The 19,515-nt window shown below is 69.4% G+C and carries 20 protein-coding genes; 9 read left to right on the forward strand and 11 right to left on the reverse strand.

The window, feature by feature from the left end:
• Positions 1-33 precede the first annotated feature (33 nt).
• The 7 genes from AC1DH3_RS03825 to AC1DH3_RS03855 form a co-directional block, all read right to left on the reverse strand.
• The gene (locus tag AC1DH3_RS03825; protein ID WP_476908607.1) at positions 34-861 is read right to left on the reverse strand and encodes an alpha/beta fold hydrolase; all 828 of its coding nucleotides are present in this window, start codon (positions 859-861) and stop codon (positions 34-36) included.
• Between the two features lie 4 nt (positions 862-865).
• Positions 866-1,195 (reverse strand): biotin/lipoyl-containing protein, encoded by a 330-nt coding sequence (locus tag AC1DH3_RS03830; protein ID WP_018775751.1) that lies wholly within the window; start codon positions 1,193-1,195, stop codon positions 866-868.
• Entirely contained in the window at positions 1,188-2,243 is a 1,056-nt protein-coding gene (locus AC1DH3_RS03835) for an alpha-ketoacid dehydrogenase subunit beta (RefSeq protein WP_476908608.1), read from the reverse strand. Before AC1DH3_RS03835 ends, AC1DH3_RS03830 begins: the two co-directional genes overlap by 8 nt.
• A complete protein-coding gene (locus AC1DH3_RS03840; RefSeq protein WP_476908609.1) occupies positions 2,236-3,273 on the reverse strand; it encodes a thiamine pyrophosphate-dependent enzyme in 1,038 nt (345 codons plus the stop codon). Before AC1DH3_RS03840 ends, AC1DH3_RS03835 begins: the two co-directional genes overlap by 8 nt.
• Before the next feature lie 115 nt (positions 3,274-3,388).
• Positions 3,389-4,579, reverse strand: a complete 1,191-nt coding sequence (locus tag AC1DH3_RS03845) for an RNA polymerase sigma factor (RefSeq protein WP_476908610.1) — start codon at positions 4,577-4,579, stop codon at positions 3,389-3,391.
• Positions 4,580-4,585: 6 nt separating this feature from the next.
• Positions 4,586-4,996 carry a YciI family protein gene (locus tag AC1DH3_RS03850; RefSeq protein WP_476893338.1) on the reverse strand — a complete coding sequence of 137 codons (411 nt, stop codon included), beginning with the start codon at positions 4,994-4,996 and terminating at the stop codon, positions 4,586-4,588.
• 118 nt (positions 4,997-5,114) lie between these two features.
• Positions 5,115-6,491: an amino acid permease gene (locus AC1DH3_RS03855; RefSeq protein ID WP_476908611.1), complete on the reverse strand. Its 1,377-nt coding sequence runs from the start codon at positions 6,489-6,491 to the stop codon at positions 5,115-5,117.
• Between the two features lie 173 nt (positions 6,492-6,664).
• Between AC1DH3_RS03855 and AC1DH3_RS03860 the strand changes: the two genes are divergently transcribed.
• The 6 genes from AC1DH3_RS03860 to AC1DH3_RS03885 all read left to right on the forward strand — a co-directional run bounded on the left by AC1DH3_RS03860 (position 6,665) and on the right by AC1DH3_RS03885 (position 13,261).
• Positions 6,665-7,138, forward strand: coding sequence for an Lrp/AsnC family transcriptional regulator (locus AC1DH3_RS03860; RefSeq protein WP_441417402.1), 474 nt, complete (start codon positions 6,665-6,667; stop codon positions 7,136-7,138).
• A gap of 145 nt (positions 7,139-7,283) precedes the next feature.
• Positions 7,284-8,012, forward strand: a complete 729-nt coding sequence (locus AC1DH3_RS03865) for an NUDIX hydrolase (protein WP_441417403.1) — start codon at positions 7,284-7,286, stop codon at positions 8,010-8,012.
• Complete coding sequence (nadA, locus tag AC1DH3_RS03870) at positions 8,009-9,307, forward strand: quinolinate synthase NadA (protein WP_476908612.1); 1,299 nt, start codon at positions 8,009-8,011, stop codon at positions 9,305-9,307. Before AC1DH3_RS03865 ends, nadA begins: the two co-directional genes overlap by 4 nt.
• Positions 9,304-11,148, forward strand: a complete 1,845-nt coding sequence (locus tag AC1DH3_RS03875) for an L-aspartate oxidase (RefSeq protein ID WP_476908613.1) — start codon at positions 9,304-9,306, stop codon at positions 11,146-11,148. Before nadA ends, AC1DH3_RS03875 begins: the two co-directional genes overlap by 4 nt.
• Positions 11,145-12,101 (forward strand): carboxylating nicotinate-nucleotide diphosphorylase, encoded by a 957-nt coding sequence (gene nadC, locus AC1DH3_RS03880; RefSeq protein ID WP_476908614.1) that lies wholly within the window; start codon positions 11,145-11,147, stop codon positions 12,099-12,101. The genes AC1DH3_RS03875 and nadC overlap by 4 nt, the downstream gene beginning before the upstream one ends.
• 8 nt (positions 12,102-12,109) lie before the next feature.
• A complete protein-coding gene (locus tag AC1DH3_RS03885) occupies positions 12,110-13,261 on the forward strand; it encodes a cysteine desulfurase family protein (protein ID WP_476908615.1) in 1,152 nt (383 codons plus the stop codon).
• A 15-nt stretch (positions 13,262-13,276) separates the two neighbouring features.
• Here the strand turns inward: AC1DH3_RS03885 and AC1DH3_RS03890 are convergent, their stop codons facing one another.
• Together AC1DH3_RS03890 and AC1DH3_RS03895 are read right to left on the reverse strand one after the other, a co-directional pair.
• On the reverse strand, positions 13,277-13,798 hold the full coding sequence (locus tag AC1DH3_RS03890; RefSeq protein WP_476908616.1) for a GtrA family protein: 522 nt from the start codon (positions 13,796-13,798) through the stop codon (positions 13,277-13,279).
• A 4-nt stretch (positions 13,799-13,802) separates the two neighbouring features.
• On the reverse strand, positions 13,803-14,477 hold the full coding sequence (locus AC1DH3_RS03895) for a DUF1684 domain-containing protein (RefSeq protein WP_441417409.1): 675 nt from the start codon (positions 14,475-14,477) through the stop codon (positions 13,803-13,805).
• An 84-nt stretch (positions 14,478-14,561) separates the two neighbouring features.
• On the opposite strand from AC1DH3_RS03895, the gene AC1DH3_RS03900 reads away from it, so the two are divergent.
• The 3 genes from AC1DH3_RS03900 to AC1DH3_RS03910 all read left to right on the forward strand — a co-directional run bounded on the left by AC1DH3_RS03900 (position 14,562) and on the right by AC1DH3_RS03910 (position 17,651).
• Positions 14,562-15,914: a M20/M25/M40 family metallo-hydrolase gene (locus AC1DH3_RS03900; RefSeq protein WP_476908617.1), complete on the forward strand. Its 1,353-nt coding sequence runs from the start codon at positions 14,562-14,564 to the stop codon at positions 15,912-15,914.
• A gap of 30 nt (positions 15,915-15,944) precedes the next feature.
• Positions 15,945-16,760, forward strand: coding sequence for a hypothetical protein (locus AC1DH3_RS03905; RefSeq protein ID WP_476908618.1), 816 nt, complete (start codon positions 15,945-15,947; stop codon positions 16,758-16,760).
• Between the two features lie 84 nt (positions 16,761-16,844).
• Complete coding sequence (locus AC1DH3_RS03910) at positions 16,845-17,651, forward strand: transglutaminase-like domain-containing protein (RefSeq protein ID WP_441417412.1); 807 nt, start codon at positions 16,845-16,847, stop codon at positions 17,649-17,651.
• Between the two features lie 48 nt (positions 17,652-17,699).
• Here the strand turns inward: AC1DH3_RS03910 and AC1DH3_RS03915 are convergent, their stop codons facing one another.
• A complete protein-coding gene (locus AC1DH3_RS03915; RefSeq protein ID WP_476908619.1) occupies positions 17,700-18,212 on the reverse strand; it encodes a MarR family winged helix-turn-helix transcriptional regulator in 513 nt (170 codons plus the stop codon).
• Positions 18,212-19,315 (reverse strand): LLM class flavin-dependent oxidoreductase, encoded by a 1,104-nt coding sequence (locus AC1DH3_RS03920; RefSeq protein ID WP_476893350.1) that lies wholly within the window; start codon positions 19,313-19,315, stop codon positions 18,212-18,214. The genes AC1DH3_RS03915 and AC1DH3_RS03920 overlap by 1 nt, the downstream gene beginning before the upstream one ends.
• Positions 19,316-19,515 lie beyond the last annotated feature (200 nt).

Consider the following 19,515-nt stretch of genomic DNA (forward strand, 5'->3'; position numbering starts at 1 on the left):
TAAGTGACCCCGCGTTGCTGTTTAAGCGAGTGCTTAGACGCCCAGGAAGCTGATGGCACCCTGCTTGAAGGCCCGGCTGGTCACGGCGTTCGTGTGGTTCCGCGCCGGCAGGATGAGCTGTTCCACCATCGCCCCGGCCTTGGCGCCGAGAGCGGCGAGCTCGGGCATGGACGCGGCCCGTTCGTCCTTCTCCCCGGCCACCAGCAGCACCGGCATTTGCGGGACCGCCTCGGCGGGGTCGAACGGCTCGTCCTTGATCGCCTCGATCAGGGACAGCAGGGCAAAGATGTTGTTGCTGGGCAGCAGTTGCGCCATCTTCAGCAGCCCGGCGGTGGACGCGTCCGCGATCGGCGTTCCGTCCGCCAGGTAGCGCTGCGCGGCGACCAGGTCGAAGTCCGCCAACGGGTCCGCCACGTTGGGCCCGCCGAGCACCAGCCGGTGGACCAGTTCGTGCTGGGTGGCGCCGAATTCCCAGGCCAGCCGGGACCCCAGCGAGTAGCCGATCACGTCCAGGCCGCTGGCCGGATCGCCGTCGCGCAGCGGACGTGCGCCGGCGTCGAACGCAATCTGGAGCAGATCCGCGCGGATCTTGCTGGGGGAGTAGGAATCCCGGTCCTCCGGGGCGCCGCTGCGGCCGTGGCCGGGCAGGTCCACGGTGATGACGCGGCGGCCGGCGTCGGTGAGGGCGGTGATCCAGCCGGTGTCCTCCCAGTTGAGCTTGGAGGAGGAGGAGAAGCCGTGCAGCAGCAGGACCGGACGCAGCCCGGCGTCGTCCTTCGGATCGTGCACCCCGACGTAAAGCTGGGGGTCGGTGCCTTCGACCGTGTGGGAATGCTGCTCGCCGGTGTGCCTGCCGCTCATGGTGTCAGTCCTCATCAAGTACGGCGCTCAGGCGAACCCGGCGCTTCGGTGCCTCTTCCTTCGGGACCGTGCCCACGATGCCGGCGGTGTTGTCCGGCACCTCGAACACGATCAGGGGCTCGCCGACATTGATCTTGTCGCCGGGCCCGCCGTAGATACGCACTACCTTACCTGCCTGCGGGCTGGGCAATTCGACGGCCGACTTGGTGGTTTCGACCTCCACCAGCGGCTGGTTCCGCTCCACCTGCTCGCCCGGCGAGACCAGCCATTCCAGCACGGTTGCCTCGATCAGGCCCTCGCCAAGATCCGGCAGTGGGAAGGAAATTTCAGCCACGTTTGTACTCCAATACTCGCTGGATGCCGAAGAGGATCCGGTCAATGTTCGGGATGTATTCATCTTCGAGGTCGCCGGAGGGGTACGGGACGTCGAAGCCGGTCACGCGCTCCACCGGTGCCTTAAGGGTGTCGAAGCAGCTTTGCGTAATCAGCTGCGCCACCTCGGCGCCCAGCCCGGAGGTCAGCGGCGCTTCGTGGACGACGACGGCGCGGCGCGTCTTGCGCACGGAGGCGGCCAGCGCCGCGGCGTCGATCGGCTTGAGCCAGCGCAGATCCAGGACCTCGACGTCGATTCCGTCCTCGGCGGCGAGTTCGGCCACCTGCAGGCAGCGGGCCACCATGGCGCCCCAGGCCACGAGCGTCAGGTGCCTGCCCTCGCGCATGACCTTGGCGCCTTCGGGCGCGCCGCCGGAGGGATCGGCGTTGCCGGGATCGACCTCGCCCTTCTGCCAGTAGCGGGACTTCGGCTCCATGAAGATCACCGGATCCGGCCGCGTGGCGGCGTACTTGAGCAGGTGGTAGGCCTCGTGCGGGTTCGACGGCGAAACCACCTTGAGCCCGGGCACGTGGGCGAAGAGCGCCTCGAGGCTTTCGCCGTGGTGTTCGGGGGCCCGGATGCCGCCGAAGCTGGGCACCCGCAGGGTGATCGGCATCGGCATGGTGCCGCGGCTGCGGTAGTTCATCCGGGCGATCTGGCAGACGATCTGGTTGATGGCCGGGTAGGCGAAGCCGTCGAACTGGACCTCGGGGATGGGGTGGAAGCCGGCCATCGCCAGGCCCACGGACATGCCGAGGATGCCGGACTCCGCCAGCGGGGTGTCGAAGACCCGCTGCGCGCCGTGCTTGGCCTGCAGTCCGTCGGTGATCCGGAAGACGCCGCCGAGCCGGCCGCAGTCCTCGCCGAAGATCACAGCCTTGGGGTTCTCCGCGAGCACCTCGTCGAGGGCGCGGTTGAGCGCCTGCTGCATGGACATCACCGTGGTGGAAGCGGGGGCATCTGCGCTCGTGCTTGCAGCGGCACTGTTTTCGAGAATCGAGTTAGACATGTTCGGACTCCTCGCGCCAGTTGGCGGCCTGGGCCTGCAAGGCAGGGGTGGTTTCCTGGAAGACCAGGTCAAACATTTCGGTTCCGGGGCGCGGGCCAAGGGCCTGGATGCCGGTGCGGATCTGCTCCTCTTCGGCCTTGGCGGCGGCCAGCGCCTCGGCGAAGAACGCCGCGTCGGCGGATCCGTCCGCCAGCAGCCGCTGCTTGAGCCGCTCCAGCGGATCCTCGCCGGCGCCGTCGCGCTCCTCGTCAAGGGAGCGGTAGCGGCCCGGGTCATCGGAGGTCGAGTGCGGCCCGCGACGGTAGGTCATCGCCTCGATCAGCACGGGGCCGTTGCCGGAGCGGGCGTGCGCGAAGGCGCGGCGGGTCGCCTCGACGACGGCGACGACGTCGTTGCCGTCGATCTGCAGCGCCGGCATGCCGTAGCCGGCCGCGCGGGCGGCGACGGAGCCGCCGGCCACCTGGCGGTCGGTCGGGACCGAGATGGCCCAGCCGTTGTTCTGCACGAAAAAGACCACGGGTGCCTTCATCACGGCGGCGAAGTTCATCGCCTCGTGGACGTCGCCCTGCGAGGAGGCTCCGTCGCCGAAGTACGTCAGCGCCACGCCGTCTTTTTGGTCCAGGGTCTGGCCGTGGGCCCAGCCGACGGCGTGCAGCACGGATCCGGCGACGACGGCCTGGATCGGGGCGAGCCGGGACGCCATCGGGTCGTAGAGGCCGCCGTGCCAGGTCGCCTTGTGGGTGGACATGTAGCCCACCATGTCCACGCCCATGGTCCGGGCGACGCCCATCTCGCGGTAGGTGGGGAAGACGAAGTCGCGGCTGGTGTCGACGGCGTAGCCGCTGCCCACCTGGGCAGCCTCCTGGCCGAGCTCCGGGGCGTAGCCCGGGATGATGCCCTGCCGCTGCCAGGCGATCGCGGAGGTGTCGAGGTGCCGGACCGCGACCATCAGCGAGTAGAGCTCGCGCAGCTGGCCGGGGGTGAGCGGACCGGCGTCGTCGCCGGCGACCGCGAGGGGGAGTGTGTCCATGCCTGTGACCCTAGTCACGGGCCAAGCTCTAGGCAATCAGCTCAGGTAACACTGACCATTCTGTCAAAAGCTGCCGTTCCCGGCCTCATCCCGCTTGGCAGTTTGTACAGTGTATTTACTCGGCCCTGGTCCGTGCGCGGGAGGCCTGCCGGACAAGGTGGTCGCGTTCGGCGACGTTCGTCGCACGGCGGGCAGCTTCGGCGTAGGCGGCAGCAGCGGCGGAGAAACAGCCGCCCAACTCGTGCAGATAGCCCAGGACTGCATGCCAGCGGTGCCGCTCGCCGATCACGTCCCGTAGCAGGTAGGTCTCTTGCAGCCCTGCAGAGGCGCCGTGAACGTGGCCGACTGCGACCGCGCGCCCGAGTGCTGCGGCCGGGTTATGACGCGCCGGGTCGTCGGTGAGCGCGACGAGGTCGTCGTACCAGGCAAGAATTTGCGGCCAATCGGTCTCTTCGGCGGTCGCGGCATCGTCATGAAGTGCTGCGATCGCAGCCTCGATCTGGTATCTGCCGAAGCGCTGAGCGGCCAGCGCTGATTGCAGGACGCGAACGCCCTCCGCGATCTCTCGTCCGTCCCACAGGCCGCGGTCCTGCCGGTCGAGGGTGACAATCCGGCCCTCGGGATCGAACCGTGCCGGGAGCCGAGCGTGGTTGAGGAGCATGAGGGCCAGCAACCCGCGCGCCTCCGGTTCTTCAGTCACGAGGGTGAGCTGGCGAGCGAGTCGGATGGCTTCCTGTGCCAGGTCGAGGCGGCCAGCGTGGCCGCGCGTGTAGACCAGGTAGAGCACATGCAGTACGACGCTGAGGTCGCCGGGCTGGTCTAGGCGGCGCCCCTGCAGGGAGCGCTTGGCGCGGCTGATCCGTTGCGCCATTGTCGCTTCCGGAACGAAGAAGGCGTCGGCGATCTCGCGGGTAGTGAGGCCGCAGACAGCGCGGAGGGTCAGAGCCACTTGGGAGGCAGGTGCAAGGCTACGGTGGCAGCAGCAGAAAAGTAGAAAGAGCGTGTCATCGCCCTCGTCTGTCAGAGGGGACTGCGGCTCGTCGCGAGTGGCCTCTTCTCGTCTGTGACGGGCTGCCTGGCTGCGTCGGGCGTCGACAAGCCGGCGGATGGCGACAGTGGTCAGCCAGGCATGCGGTTCGCGCGGTGGGTGTTCCGGCCAGACCCGCAGCGCTTCGAGCAGCGCCTCCTGGACCGCATCCTCAGCTTCGTCGAAGTCCTCGCCCCGCCGGACCAGACCTGCGAGCACCCGCCGGACGAGGGCACGCAGGGCGCCCTCGTCCAGTGTTCGCATCGGATCGATGATCACGCCCGGTTAGTCGTGAGAGGGTGCCCCGGACATGACTTCACGGATGTCGATCCACTCGTAGAGGGGCTCGCCGCCCGGGCCCGGCTCGGAGGAGACGAAGGCTGCGAGTTCGACTGCCCGTTCGCGTGACTCGACGTCGATCATGTACCACCCGGCAACCAGATCGCTGGTCTCAGGAAGCGGGCCATCTGTGGTGACGGGTGCGGCGCCCGGGCCTCCGTAGCGAACCCAGGTGCGCTCAGGGGTGAGCGCCTGCGCATCGACGTACTCGCCGTTCTCCTCAAGCACCTCGCTGACCCGCCTGAGGAAAGCCATATGTGCCTCTACGTCCGCCGGGGCCCACTGGTCCATCGGGGGCACTGGACGGTGCGGCACGGGGCCGCCGCGGTAATGCTTGAGGAGCAGATACTTCGGCATGATGATCTCCTATTTTGGGGCCACGCCTGTCGTGGTCTTCCACTTAGTGAGCGGAGCCGGTCAAGACTTCTCGACATGCACCCCCAAATTTAGTCCCGAAAGGCTGCAGCGGGGAGCCTCAGTCGGCGCGGCGTGCACGGCCGAGCCGGGCGCCGATCCAGCAGGCGGCGGCGATGCCGGCGATCAGCGCCATGGTGCTGAAGAGCTGTTTGCTGCTCTCCGGGCTGCTGAAGCCGACGGCGAAGATCAGGGCCAGGAGAACCAGGCCGAACACCGTGAGCCCCGGGAAGCCCTTCATGCGCAGCGGAAGGACGGTGCCCGCACGGTCCGCCCGGCGCCGCAGGATCAGCTGGGATACCAGGGCCGAGCCCCACACCACGAGGCAGGTCGAGCCCACCAGCTGGAAGAGCGCCGGGAGGATCTTTTCCGGGAACAGCAGTTCGAGCACGGCCGCCAGGAAGCCGAAGGCCACCGAGATGCTGACGGCGATGACCGGGACCCGGGCCGTGTTGAGCCGCGAAAGGAAGGCGGGAGCTTCGCCGCGCACGGACAGCGAGTAGGCCATCCGGGAGGCGCCGTAAAGGTTCGCGTTGAGGGCCGAGAGCAGGGCGACGACGGCGACCAGGGTGATTGCCGCGCCGGCGCCGGGGATGCGGGCCAGATCCAGGACGCCCGCGAACGGCGACTTCAGTGCTGCCGACGTCGAAGGCAGCACGGCGGCGATGACGAACACGGAGCCGATGTAGAACACCAGGATGCGCCAGACGACGGTGCGGATCGCGTGGCCCACGCTGCGTTCGGGGTTCTCCGTCTCTGCCGCGGCGACGCTGACGATTTCCGTGCCGCCGAAGGCGAAGATGACCACGAACAAGGCCGCCGCGATTCCGCCCAGGCCCGCCGGGGCGAAGTTGGAGGTGATGTTGCTCAATCCCGGGCTGGGAACCTCCGGCAGCCAGCCGAACAGCAGCGCGGCGCCGATGGCCAGGAACAGCACGATGGCGGCGACCTTGAGGATCGCGAACCAGAATTCGAACTCGCCGAAGTTCTTCACCCCGGCGAGGTTGATGGCCGTGAAGACGGCCATGAAGATCAGGGCGAGTCCCCACACCGGAACAACAGGCCAGATCGTGAAGAGCAGCCCGGCCGCACCGAGCGCCTCGGCTGCGATGACGACGACGAGCTGCAGCCACCAGAGCCAGCCCACGGTGGCGCCGGCAGTCTTTCCCATGGCTTTCTCGGCGTAGACGGAGAACGCGCCGCTGTTCGGGTTTGCGGCGGCCATCTCGCCGAGGGCCCACATCACGATGATGATCAGGGTGCCCGCGACCAGGTAGGAGATCAGGACGGCCGGGCCGGCGGCCTGGATTCCGGCCCCCGATCCGAGGAACAAGCCGGCGCCGATGGCGCTGCCGAGTCCCATCATGGTGAGCTGGCGGGGCTTCATGCTGTGGCCGAGCTTCACGGCCGGGCGCTCCGCGGTGGACTTCGTTGTCATGCTGGCGAACCTTCTTACGGTGGTGGATGCGTCCTTTTGGGACCATTCGAATTTACCGTCCCCGGGGTGCCCTCGCGCGCGGGCGGCGTGAGAGCATGGTTGCAGTTTGTTGAATAACCGCACCGAATCACGACGATTTGTGCGGTTGAATCCCTGCAGGCAAGGAAACTGACGTGAACGTGGACCCGCTGGACGCCAAGATTGTCCGATTCTTCACGGACGCCCCTCGGGCCTCCGTGCTGGAGGCGTCCCGGGTGCTGAAGGTCGCCCGGGCCACCGTGCAGTCGCGGCTGGACCGGATGCAGGACAGCGGCGTCATCGGCTCCTGGGTGCCGCAACCGGATCCCGCCCGCTTCGGCTATCCGGTGGTCGCCTTCTGCTCCCTGACCATCAACCAGGACCTGGGCCATGACGCCGTCGTGGAGGCCCTGGCGCGCATTCCGGAGCTGATCGAGATCCACACCGTGTCCGGCAGCTCGGACCTGATGGCCCGGATTGCGGCCCGCTCCAACCCGGACCTGCAGCGGGTGCTGGACGCGATGATCGCCACCCGGACCGTGCTCCGTTCCTCCTCGGTGATCGTGCTCAACACCCACTTCGAGGGCCGGACCCTGCCGCTGCTGGAAGCCGCCGCGCAGCGGGAGTAGCCGCTCCGCCAGCCCGGGGACCGCAACATTTTGCGCCGGACCGGCGTCGTCGTAGAATTAGTTCTAGTCACTTTGACTATAACTATTCCGGCGGTAGGGCCGGAACCGTCCGGGCAGTCTCCACGGGACCGGTCCGGACCCCGGAATGCGGGGGTTGATCACCGTCTACACCTCTCCAGCCAACGTCTCGGAGCGCCAGCTCGCGCCGCCGTCGCTGGCCATCTCCACGGTAATCTTCGCCTTGCGCCCGAGTGAGCGCTCGGGCCGCCCCACGCTGTGGATCCCGCTGGTGCGCCGGATCAGGGAGCCATTCAAGGGGCTGTGGGCGCTGCCGGGCGGGCCGCTGACGCATGCTGAGTCGCTGCAGGACGCCGCCTCCCGGAACCTCCGCGAAACCACCGGACTGGCGCCAAGCTACCTCGAGCAGCTCTACGCCTTTGGCGGCCTGCACCGCTCGCCCACCCAGCGGGTGGTCTCGATCGTCTACTGGGCCCTGGTCCAGCCCACCGAGGCCGCGCTCGCGGACGAATCCGAAAACGTCCGCTGGTTCCGGGCCGACCGGCTCGGCGAACTGGCGTTCGACCACAACACCATCATCGAGTACGCGCTCTGGCGGCTGCGGAACAAGATGGCCTACGGCTCCATCGCCTACCACCTGCTGGGCGAGTACTTCACCCTCGCCCAGGTCCGGGAAGTCTACGAGGCAGTCCTGGACCGCGAGCTGGATCCGGCCAACTTCCGCCGCCAGATCAAAGCCGCCCCCGAAATCGAAGAAACCGACGAATACCTCCAAGGCGGCAAGCACCGCCCGCCCCGCCTCTACCGCTTTACCGGCCGCCCAGGCCTCGATCCAGACAACAGGAGCACACCATGAGCAGCGTCAACACGGCGATCCAGCTGATCACGCGCGAACAGGCTGAAGGCAGCACCGCGGGGTCCACCTGCAGCCCCGCGCTCGCCCGGGGTCCCTGGGACTACGACCTCGCCGAGGCCCTTGCCGGTGTGCCCGCCTACGGCCCCGGAGCTTCTGTGGCCGACGTGGCCCCGCCGTCCACCCCCCGCCAGGGCCAGCTCCCGGAGGAGTACCGCCTGGCCGGCGACGCCGAACTGGACGCCCGCATCAGGGCCGCCAAGGCAGCGCTTGGGGACCGGGCCGTCATCCTGGGGCACTTCTACCAGCGCGACGAGGTGGTGGAATACGCCGACTTCGTGGGCGACTCCTTCCAGCTCGCCAATGCGGCTCTGACCCGGCCCGACGCCGAGGCGATCATTTTCTGCGGTGTGCACTTCATGGCCGAAACCGCGGACATCCTGTCCCGGCCGGAGCAGGCCGTGATCCTGCCCAACCTCGCCGCGGGCTGCTCGATGGCGGACATGGCGGACATCGACTCGGTCACCGAGTGCTGGGAACAGCTGGAGGAGCTGTTCGGCACCGACCCCGACGCCGACGGCCGGGTGCCCGTCATCCCGGTCACCTACATGAACTCCTCGGCAGCGCTCAAGGGCTTCTGCGGCGAGCACGGCGGCATTGTCTGCACTTCCTCGAACGCCGCCACCGTGCTGGAGTGGGCGTTCGAGCGGGGCCAGCGCGTGCTTTTCTTCCCGGACCAGCACCTGGGCCGCAACACCGCCAAGGCCATGGGTGTGCCGCTGGAGCAGATGCCGATGTGGAATCCGCGCAAGGAGCTCGGCGGCAACGACGAACAGTCCCTGCAGGATTCCCGCGTGATCCTCTGGCACGGCTTCTGCTCCGTCCACAAGCGCTTCAACGTGGCCCAGGTCGAGAAGGCGCGCGCCGAGTTCCCGGGCGTGCAGGTCATTGTGCACCCGGAGTGCCCCATGGAGGTGGTCGACGCTGCCGATGCTGCCGGATCCACCGACTTCATCCGCAAGGCCATTGCCGCCGCCACCGAGCCCACCGTCTTCGCGGTCGGCACCGAGATCAACCTGGTCAACCGGCTGGCCGCCGAAAACCCGCAGCACACCATTTTCTGCCTGGACCCGGTGATCTGCCCCTGCTCCACCATGTACCGCATCCACCCGGGCTACCTGGCCTGGGTGCTGGAGTCCCTGGTCCGCGGCGAGGTGGTCAACCGCATCACGGTGGCGGACGACGTCGCGGCTCCGGCCAGCGTGGCGCTCGAACGCATGCTGGCGGCCCGGCCGTGACCAGGCGGCTCATCGTCGTCGGCAGCGGGATCGCCGGGCTGTACGCGGCGCTGCTCGCCTCGGGAGCGTCCGCCCCTGAGGTGGTGCTCCTGACCAAGGGCGCGCTCGAGGAGAGCAACACCTTTTACGCCCAGGGCGGCGTGTCCGCCGTGCTGGCGCCGGGGGAGGCCGCACCGGGTGACTCCGTGGCGGCGCATATCGCCGATACCCTCGCCGCCGGGGCCGGGCTGAACAATCCCGAGGCGGTGCGGATCCTGTGCACGGAGGCCGTCCGGGACATCGCCGGGCTGCGCCGCTTCGGTGTGGACTTCGACGTCCGTGCCGACGGCGGCCCGGCGCTGGGGCTCGAGGCTGCGCATTCGGCCGCCCGCATCCTTCACGCCGGCGGCGATGCGACCGGGGCCCGCATCGCGCGTGCGCTCGTGGCCGCTGTGCTCGAGCGCGCCGTCCAGGGTGGAGTCCGGGTCGAAACCGGCGCCTTGGTGACCGAGCTCCTCACCGAGGGCGGCGGTCCGTCAGGAGCAAATCCGGGCGCCGTCACCGGTGTCGCCTACCTGGCCGGCGCGGAGCCGAAGCGACTCGACGCCGACGCCGTGCTGCTCGCCACCGGCGGCGCCGGGCGGCTGTTCGCCCGCACCAGCAACCCATCCGTCGCCACCGCCGACGGCCTCGCCCTGGCCTGGCGCGCGGGGGCCGAGGTCCGCGATCTGGAGTTCTTCCAGTTCCACCCGACCACGCTGGCCGCAGCCGAGGTGCCGGGCGGGCCGCCCGCGCTGCTGATCTCGGAGGCGGTGCGCGGCGAGGGTGCCGTGCTGCTGGATGCCGCCGGCTACCGCTTCATGCCCGACTACCACCCGGACGCGGAGCTGGCCCCGCGCGACGTCGTCTCCCGCAGTATCGCGCTGCACCTTGCGGCCGCCGGGCTCCCGGCGGACAGCCCGGTCTACCTGGATGCCCGGGGAATTGAAGCCAGCCGCGGGCCGGGCTTCCTGGCCCGGCGGTTCCCCTCCATCACGGCAGCGACACGCGCCGCCGGGTACGACTGGACCGCCGAACCGCTGCCCGTGTCCCCGGCGGCGCACTACTGGATGGGCGGGGTCGCCACCGACCTGCGCGGGCGCACCTCGGTACCGGGGCTCTACGCTGCAGGGGAGGTCGCGCGCACGGGGGCCCAGGGCGCCAACCGGCTTGCCAGCAATTCGCTGCTCGAAGGGCTGGTGTTCGGGCGACGGGCCGTGGAGGACTTCCTTGGTGCGGGACATGGCTGTGCGTCAGCTTGGGCGTCGTACGACGCCGTTCCTCCGCGTGCTGTCTCGGCCGCGGGCGGCCTCGCCTTGACGCACGCTTCCGGAACACCGTCGAACGACGGTGGGCAGCCGGCCCCGGGTGCCGCCCGGGAGTATCGCCCGGCCGGCTTGCCCGAGGGACTTGTGGAGTCTGGGCCTGGTCCGGGGTTGTTTTCGCGGCAGGCTTTGGGGCGGTTGATGACTGCGGCTGCCGGGGTGCTGCGTACGGGGGCCGACCTCGATGCTGCGGCTGCGCAGCTTGCCGCCTGGGCTGGCGTGGTCCGGCCCGAGAGGGTGACGGACGCGGGCCTGGATCAGTCCGTGCACGAGGATCGGAATCTGCTGCTGGCCGCACGCCTGCTGGTGGAAGCCGCGCGGGCCAGGACCGGCTCGGTGGGCGCCCACTTCCGGGCGGACGCAGACCCCGCCTCCCGTGACGGCGACGCCGTCGTCACCGCAATGCTCGCAGCCCCGGCCCGTTCCGCCCCGGCCGCCCTAACCCACGGCCACCGGTATGCCGCCGCATCCCGCCCGAAACAAAGGATTTCGTCATGACAGCACCCGCCACAGCCCGACCGGGCGCCCTCCCGGTGACTGCCCTCGCCGGCACCCTCCCCGCGGCCGCCGTGGAGGCCGTGCTGCGCGCCGCCCTGCAGGAGGACTCCCCGTACGGCGACATCACCTCGCAGACCCTCATCCCCGCCGACGCCCGCGCCACTGCGGTGCTGGCAGCCCGGGTGCCGGGGGTGCTCAGCGGCGGGGAGGTGTTCGCCGCGGCGATGAAGCTGGCGGACCCGGCCGCCGTCGTCGAACTGCTCGTGGCCGACGGCGATGCCTTCGAGGCCGGCGCGGCGCTGGCCAGGGTGACCGGCAACGCCCGCGGCGTGCTGCTGGCCGAACGGGTGGCGCTGAACCTGGTGCAGCGGATGAGCGCGATCGCCACCCGGACCGCGGAGTTCGTCGCGTTGGTTGCCGGCACCCGCGCGCGGATCACCGACACCCGGAAGACGACGCCGGGGCTTCGCGTGCTGGAGCGCTACGCGGTGCGCTGCGGCGGCGGAGCAAACCACCGCTTCAGCCTCTCGGACGCGGTCCTGGCCAAGGACAACCACCTGGCGGTGCTCACCGGTGGTGACCCGGCAAAGCTCACCGCGGTGCTGCGCGACGCCAAGGCGCGGCTGGGGCACACCACGCATTTCGAGGTGGAGGTGGACAGCATGGAGCAGATTGAGCCCGTGCTTGCCGCCGGCGTGGACACCATCATGCTGGACAACTTCTCACTGATCGAACTCGCCGACGGCGTCGAACTCGTCGCGGGGCGGGCACGGGTCGAGGCCAGCGGCAACGTCAGCCTCGCGACCGTGGCCGGCATCGCCGCCACCGGGGTGGACGTCATCTCGATCGGTGCGCTCACCCACAGCGTCGCCGCCCTGGACCTGGGCCTCGACATCGAATTGGAACCTGCCGCCGGGGCTATGGCCCAGGCCGCCGGGCCGGCGCTCGACTGAGGAATGCCGTGATCTTCCTGGACGCCGCCGCCACCACGCCGGTCCGCCGCGAGGTGCTCGCGGCCATGTGGCCGTACCTCAGCGGCGAGTTCGGCAACCCCTCAAGCCACCATTCGCTCGGCGACGCCGCCGCCGCGGCGCTCGCGGGAGCCCGGGAAACGACGGCCAAGGCCCTGGGCTGCCGGACCGGCGAGGTCGTCTTCACCTCCGGCGGCACGGAAGCGGACAACCTCGCCGTCAAGGGCATCGCCCTGGCCCGCCGCGCTGCGGACCCGCACCTGGACCGGGTGGCGATCAGCGCCGTCGAACATCCCGCGGTGGAGGAATCCGCCAGGTACCTCGAACGTGTCCACGGCTTCGCGGTCGACGTGGTCCCGGTAGACCGCTACGGGCAGGTGACCGAGGAAGCGTTCGCGGCCGTGCTCCGGCCGGAAACCGCGCTGGCCAGCGTCATGTACGCCAACAACGAGGTCGGGACCATCCAGCCCGTAGCCCGGCTGGCGGCACTGGCCCGCGGTCGCGGCATCCCGTTCCACAGCGACGCCGTGCAGGCCGCGGGCTGGCTGCCGCTCGACACTCGTGGCCTGGGCGTCGATGCCCTGAGCATTTCCGGCCACAAGCTGGGCGCCCCGAAGGGCTGCGGAGCTTTGTTCGTGCGCGGCCGGACCCGGCTGGAACCGCTGGTCCACGGTGGCGGCCAGGAACGCGGCCGCCGCTCGGGCACCGAGAACGTTGCCGGCGCGGTGGCCCTCGCAACGGCGCTGAGCCTGGCCGGGACCTCGCAGCAGGAAGCCTCCTCCCGGGTTGCTGCCCTGCGTGATGACTTCATCGGCGGCGTCCTGGCCGGAGTGCCTGGCGCCGTGCTGACCGGCCATCCGGTCGAGCGGCTGCCCTCGGTGGCCTCGTTCTGCTTCCCGGGAACCAGCGGCGAGTCTGTGCTGCTGGAACTCGAGCGGCAGGGTGTGGTCTGCTCCAGCGGTTCGGCCTGCGCCGCGGGCTCCGACGAGCCGTCGCCCGTGTTGCTGGCGATGGGAATCAGCGCCGAAGTGGCCCAGACCGCCGTGCGCTTCAGCTTCGATTCGTCCATTACCGCCCCCGAGCTGCGGGAAGCAGCAGCCGCGGTGCGCACCGCCGTCGGCAGCATCCGCGCCCTCGGCTAGGCGGCCCGCTGGATGCTAGCGGTGCCGGGCGCGGCGGAAGATCCAGTGCCGCAGCATCGTGAACCTTACGGCCGTGGCCAGGAAGCCGGACAGGGTGGTGGTCCAGAGCTCGTCGGCCACGGTGGCGTCCGGGTTGATCCAGTGCAGGATGCCGAGGCTGCCGCCCGTGATCAGCAGGGCGACGGCGATTACGATCAGCCCGTTGAGATGGTCGCGCTTCATCCGGTGGCGCTCGGTGATCTTGAACGTCAGCCGCCGGTTCAGCGCGGTGTTCATCAGTGACGTGAGGATCAACGCGGCCGCGTTGGCCGGCTGGGGCCCGATCCACGGCCGCAGGAAGGCATACAGCGCCAGCGAAGACACGGTGCAAACGACGCCGACGCCGGTGAAGCGCAGCAGCTGGCGGACCACCGGATAGCGGAGCACGCCCCGGTGGCGGCGGCGCGGTGAAGCCGAGGGGGACGAAGTTGGGGAGGCCGCGGTGGTGTCCGGCGGGTACTGCCGGGAGGGCTGCGCTTGTTGTAGCTGCGACTCCATCCGTCTAGTACAGCTCGCCGACCGGGATGTCCACGGCGAGGCGGTTCGACGGCCCGGCCAGCGGGCAGGCCCACGCCTCGTTGTAGGCGCAGGACGGGTTGTAGGCGAAGTTGAAGTCCAGCACGAACTCGGCGTCCGGCCCCGAGCCCGTCACGCCGTGGAAGGCGCCCTTGATGGTGTCAAGCAGGTAGCGGCCCGCGCCGTAGCTGCCGCCGGGCTGGCCGGCGGTGGCGTCGCGGAACGGCACGAAGATGCCGCCGCCGTAGCCGTTGAGCTTCCAGACGGCGAGCTGGCCCATCTCCGGCAGGTCGAAGGTACCCAGCCGGACAAAACGAACGAGGCCGTCGGTACCGGTTTCGACGTTCATCTCCCGTCCGGCGCCTTCTTTCGTGATGGGGACGTGGAAGCGATAGATCGGATCGTAGTCCGCGGTCTTCAGGCCGCCGAAGTTCGCCTTGGCGTCGTCGGTCAGCGGCGAGGCGGGGTGCGTGCCGAACATCCGGTCGCGCTCCTGCCGCCAGTAGGAGTGGGCTTCGGCCGGGTTATCCGCGGCGATCTTACGCACGGCGGCGTAGAGCGCAAAGGTCCGAAGCCGCCAGTCCGCGATGTCGACGGCGGACATTCGCGAGACGCCGTCCGGGCCGTCAACGTCCGCTCCATCAAAATGCTGTTCAGCCATCCCCCCAGCCTAGCCTTGTTTCGCCGCCGGAAACGCGGCGGGCCGTGCCCTCGGAGCGCCGCTGGGGGACCGTAGACTTCGCGCATGCACAACTCCGCCCCCGCCGGGTCCGCCAACCGCGCCGCCGCCTCGCTGGCCGAACTCGTCCGGTTCCGCACCGTCTCCTCCCGGGTTCCGGCAGAGGTGGACGCCGAAGAGTTCGAGGCCTTCTTGGCGGCCCTGCCCCGGCTCTACCCCTCGGTCCACGCAGCCCTCGAGGTGGAACGCGTCAACGGGGCGGCCCTGCTGTTCCGCTGGCCCGGTACCTCGGAGGATCCCGGCAGCCGCCCTACGGTGCTGATGGCCCACTACGACGTCGTGCCGGCGGGGGACGAACAGGCGTGGACCCATCCGCCGTTCTCCGGCCACAGCGACGCAACCCATCTCTGGGGCCGCGGCACGCTGGACGATAAGGGACAGCTGGTCGCCATCCTGGAGGCCGCGGAGGCCCTGCTGGGCGAGGGTTTTGCCCCGGCGCACGACGTCTACTTCTCCTTCGGCAACAACGAGGAGACTGCCGGAGACAGTGCCGCAGCGGCCGTGGAGCTGCTGGCCGGCCGTGGGGTGCGGCCCTGGCTTGTGCTGGACGAGGGCGGAGCCGTGGCGGGCGGGGCGTTCCCCGGCGTGAGCCGGCCGGCCGCCGTCGTCGGCGTGGCCGAAAAGGGGATCCTGGACGTGGAGCTGCTGACTCGGGATCCGGGGGGGCACGCCTCGACGCCGCCCCGGATGGGAGCGACGGCGCGGCTGGCGCGGGCGATCACCAGGATCGAGCAAAATCCCTTCCCGCAGCGACTCCCGGAGGTGACCGCGGAGATGCTCCGGCGCTTCGGACCGCACGCCCCGGCCCCGCTGCGGGTAGCTTTCGCGAACCTGTCCCTGCTCAGGGTCCCAATGACGTGGCTCTTCGGCCGGCTGGGGAACGAAACCAACGCGATGACCCGGACCACCGTGGCCATCACCACCCTGGAAGGTAGCGCGGGCGCCAACGTGCTCGCCGCCACGGCCAAGGCGAACGCCAACATCCGGGTGGCCGTGGGAGATACCGTGGCCGCAACCGTGGAGCGGCTGCGGAAAGTCATCCGGGATCCGATGGTGGAACTGCGGGTGGTGGAGGGCAACGAGCCCACGCCGGTGTCCGCCTCCACCGGTCCGCAGTGGCAGCTGCTGGAGGACTGTATCTCAGAGACCTTCCCGGAGGCGATCATCACGCCGTACATCATGATGGGTGGCACGGACTCGCGCCGTTTCACCCGGATCTGCGACTCCGTGTACCGGTTCGCGCCCTTCGCGATGGACGCCGCGGACCGCGGCTCGATCCACGCCGTCGACGAAAAAATCTCGCTCGAGACCCTGTGCCACGGCGTCCGCTTCTACGAAACGCTGCTCCGGAGGCTCTGAACCGCGCGGGTGCCCGGCTACGCTGGCAGCATGACTGGCACGGTTCTTACCCGCGGACTCCGGCTAGCCGCCGCGCTGGCGCTCACCGCCGGGGCGCTCGCCGGTTGCAGCAGCGAAGGCAAGGGCACGCCGGCCTGGACGGCAGGGAGTCCGGGTGCCGGCTCGACGGCGGCTTCCTCCGCCGGTGCGTCGTCCCCGGCCGCCGCGTCAGGCGGCTCGGCCTCCGCGGGCGCCTCTGGTTCCGCAACCGCCTCCGCTGGTGCCACGGCGGCGGCCTGGAAAACGTACTCCGATCCCGGCAAGAACGTGAGTTTCGACCTGCCGCAGGAGTGGATTGCCCAGTCCGTCACCCCGGCGCAGGGCTCACTGCCGGGGGCGCTCAAGATCGAGGTCAAGGACGCGGACGGCCGGTACCTGGCCACGCTGCAGACCGGACTCCGGCCGCAGGCGGCGGCCGTCTGCAAGCCGGGCACGGCCAAGCCGTACGTGGTGGTCAGCAGCGTTCCGGTGGAACTGCCGCACCTCGGCGGGGAAGGAACCATCGACCCGCATGTGGTGTTCCGCGTGATCCAGGGCTACAAGTACTTCGGCTCGTACGGCATCACCAACGTGGTCGGCGGGGCGGGTGGCAAAGCCTGCGCCCTGCGGAACGTCGTGCGCGGCCCCGAAGGCAAGGGCGATTACTCCTTCGGCGACCTGATTGAGCTCAAGGCGTTCGCTCCGGACCAGAAAGTCGCCCCGGCCCAGTCCTTTGACACTCTGGGCGAGGCGGACAAATACGTCAACGAGGGCTCGGAATTCGCCAATGTCCAGCGGATGCTAATGTCGCTGAAGATCAAAAACTAGTCCCCCCGCCGGCACCATGGCGGCCCGGGGACATTGCCCTCCCGCTGACAATCCAGCGGCTTCGCTCGCACCCTCCGGAGATTCATGGAACGCATCGTGTCCGCACGCCTGGCCTTCAAGACCGTGGCCGATACCAAGGTCGCGATGGCGGTCGCTGTAGCCCGCAACCCCGGCTACAGCGGATTCGAGGAGTCGCTGTCCGTGACGGCCGGAGGCGAAGACGTGCCCCTGACCGAGCTCTCGGACCACCACGGCGGTCGCTTCCACTACATGGAGTTCGCCGAACCCACCGAGGTGCTGGTGGAGTACGGCGCCACCGTCACCGGATCCGCCGTTCCGGAGGAACCCGGGCTGATGGAGCTCATCCGCTACGTCCGGCCCAGCCGCTACGCCGAATCCGACCGGCTCCTCCCGACGGCGTACGCCGAGTTTGGCGGCCTCGACGGCGGGGAGCTCCTGCACGCCGTGCGGAACTGGGTCTTCAGCGAACTGCGCTATGTCAGCGGGTCCTCGCGCGGGACGGACGGCGCCGTCGAGACCCTGCTGCACCGGCGCGGTGTTTGCCGGGACTTTGCCCACCTGGCCATCTCGCTGCTGCGGTCCAAGAACGTCCCGGCGCGGCTGGCCGCGGTCTATGCTCCGGGGCTGAGCCCGATGGATTTCCATGCCGTGGCCGAAGCCCACGTCAACGGCGCCTGGCACGTCATCGATCCGACCGGCCTGGCGCCGCGGGAGAGCATGCTCCGGATTACGGCCGGCCGGGACTCCTCGGACACGGCCTTCCTGTCCACGGTGGGCGGCAGCCTCCTGCTGAAGGAACTGAAGGTCACCGCCACCGTCACCGGCGAGCTGCCGGTTGAGGACCCGGCGGCGCTGCTCGCCATCCGCTAGCAGCCGTTCCGCTGGGCTCGCCCAGGGGCCGACGGCGGAGCAGGACAGCTAGCGCGACGCCACCGAGGCCCGCAGCTTCTCCGTCAGGCGCAGCAGCTCGCGCTGTTCCTCGGCGGTGAGCGCCGGGCCCACCAGGGAGGCGATGTCGCGGACATGCTCCCGCCCGATCGTCTTTTGCAGTTCCCGCCCGGCTTCGGTGAGCCGGATAAGGACGCCGCGGCCGTCGTCGGGGGCGGGCCTGCGCTCCACGAGGCCGCGCTTTTCCAGCCGCTCCACCAGCCGGCTCAGGCTCGACTGGCTCAGCAGCACATGGTCGTTGAGCTCATTCTGGCGGAGCCAGCCGGACGGGCAGCGTGAGAGCGTGAACAGCACGTCGTACTCGTTGAGGGCCAGGGACTTGAAGGCAGGTCCTGCCTGCAGCCGGCGCATCACCGCGACCTGGGCCCGGAACAGCGACTCCCAGGTCTGCGCGGCGAGCCGCACCGGGGAGGCCGGGCTGGTGCCCGGTTCCGCCGGTACCCCCGCCCGGCCAGCTTCCGCCGGCGCAGCCTTCGTGGACATCAGGCGTCCTGCGGGGCGGCCTCACGGACCGCCAGCGAGGCGGCCACGCGACCGGCGTGGGTGGGCGGCTCGGGAACGTGGGCCGGAGTCTTCTCGGCGTATTCCTTGCGGAGCACCGGCAGGACTTCCTCGCCGAACAGGTCCAGTTGCTCCAGGACGGTCTTCAACGGCAGGCCGGCGTGGTCGATCAGGAACAGCTGGCGTTGGTAGTCGCCGAAGTACTCGCGGAAGGTCAGGGTCTTCTCGATGACTTCCTGTGGGCTGCCGACCGTCAGCGGGGTCTGCGAGGTGAAGTCTTCGAGCGAGGGGCCGTGGCCGTAGACGGGGGCGTTGTCGAAGTACGGGCGGAACTCCTTCACGGCGTCCTGCGAGTTCTTCCGCATGAAGAACTGGCCGCCGAGGCCCACAATCGCCTGGTCCGCCTTGCCGTGGCCGTAGTGCTCGTAGCGTTCGCGGTAGAGGCCGATCAGCTGCTGGTAGTGCTCCTTGGGCCAGAAGATGTTGTTGGCAAAGAAGCCGTCGCCGTAGTACGCCGCCACCTCAGCGATCTGCGGCGTGCGGATGGAGCCGTGCCAGACGAAGGGAGCAACGCCATCGAGCGGGCGCGGCGTGGACGTGAAGTTCTGCAGCGGGGTGCGGTGCTTGCCGGACCAGTTGACCGTGTCCTCATCCCAGAGCCGGCGCAGCAGGGAGTAGTTCTCGATCGCGAGTTCGATCCCGTCCTGGATGTTCTTGCCGAACCAGGGGTAGACCGGGGCGGTGTTGCCGCGGCCCAGGACCAGGTCCACCCGGCCGTCGGCGAGGTGCTGGAGCATCGCGAAGTCCTCGGCGATCTTCACCGGGTCATTGGTGGTGATCAGCGTGGTGGCCGTGGAGAGGATGATCCGCTCGGTCTGCGCCGCGATGTAGGCGAGCGTGGTGGTGGGGGAGGAGGAGAAGAACGGCCGGTTGTGGTGCTCGCCGATGGCGTAGACATCCATGCCGATTTCTTCGACCTTCTTGGCGATCGCAACCGAGGCCTTGATGCGCTCGTGTTCCGTGGGGGTGCGCCCCGTGGTGGGGTCGGTGGTGATATCGCTGACGCTGAATACGCCGATCTGCATGATGTGCCTTTCCGTGACCGGAGACTTCCGGGAGCTGTTTCTACTATAACCGATTTACATGCATTTGCATCTATCACCCTCTTTAACGTCCGCCACGCCGGGATATTCCACGTCCTGCGGGGAGCGCGCGGGGCCCGGCTCTAGGATGCAATCAATCGGCTGGCCGCCAGATGCCCAGCCCGCCCGGAAGGTCGCGCCAT

Source organism: Arthrobacter sp. 05L428 (assembly GCF_056397665.1).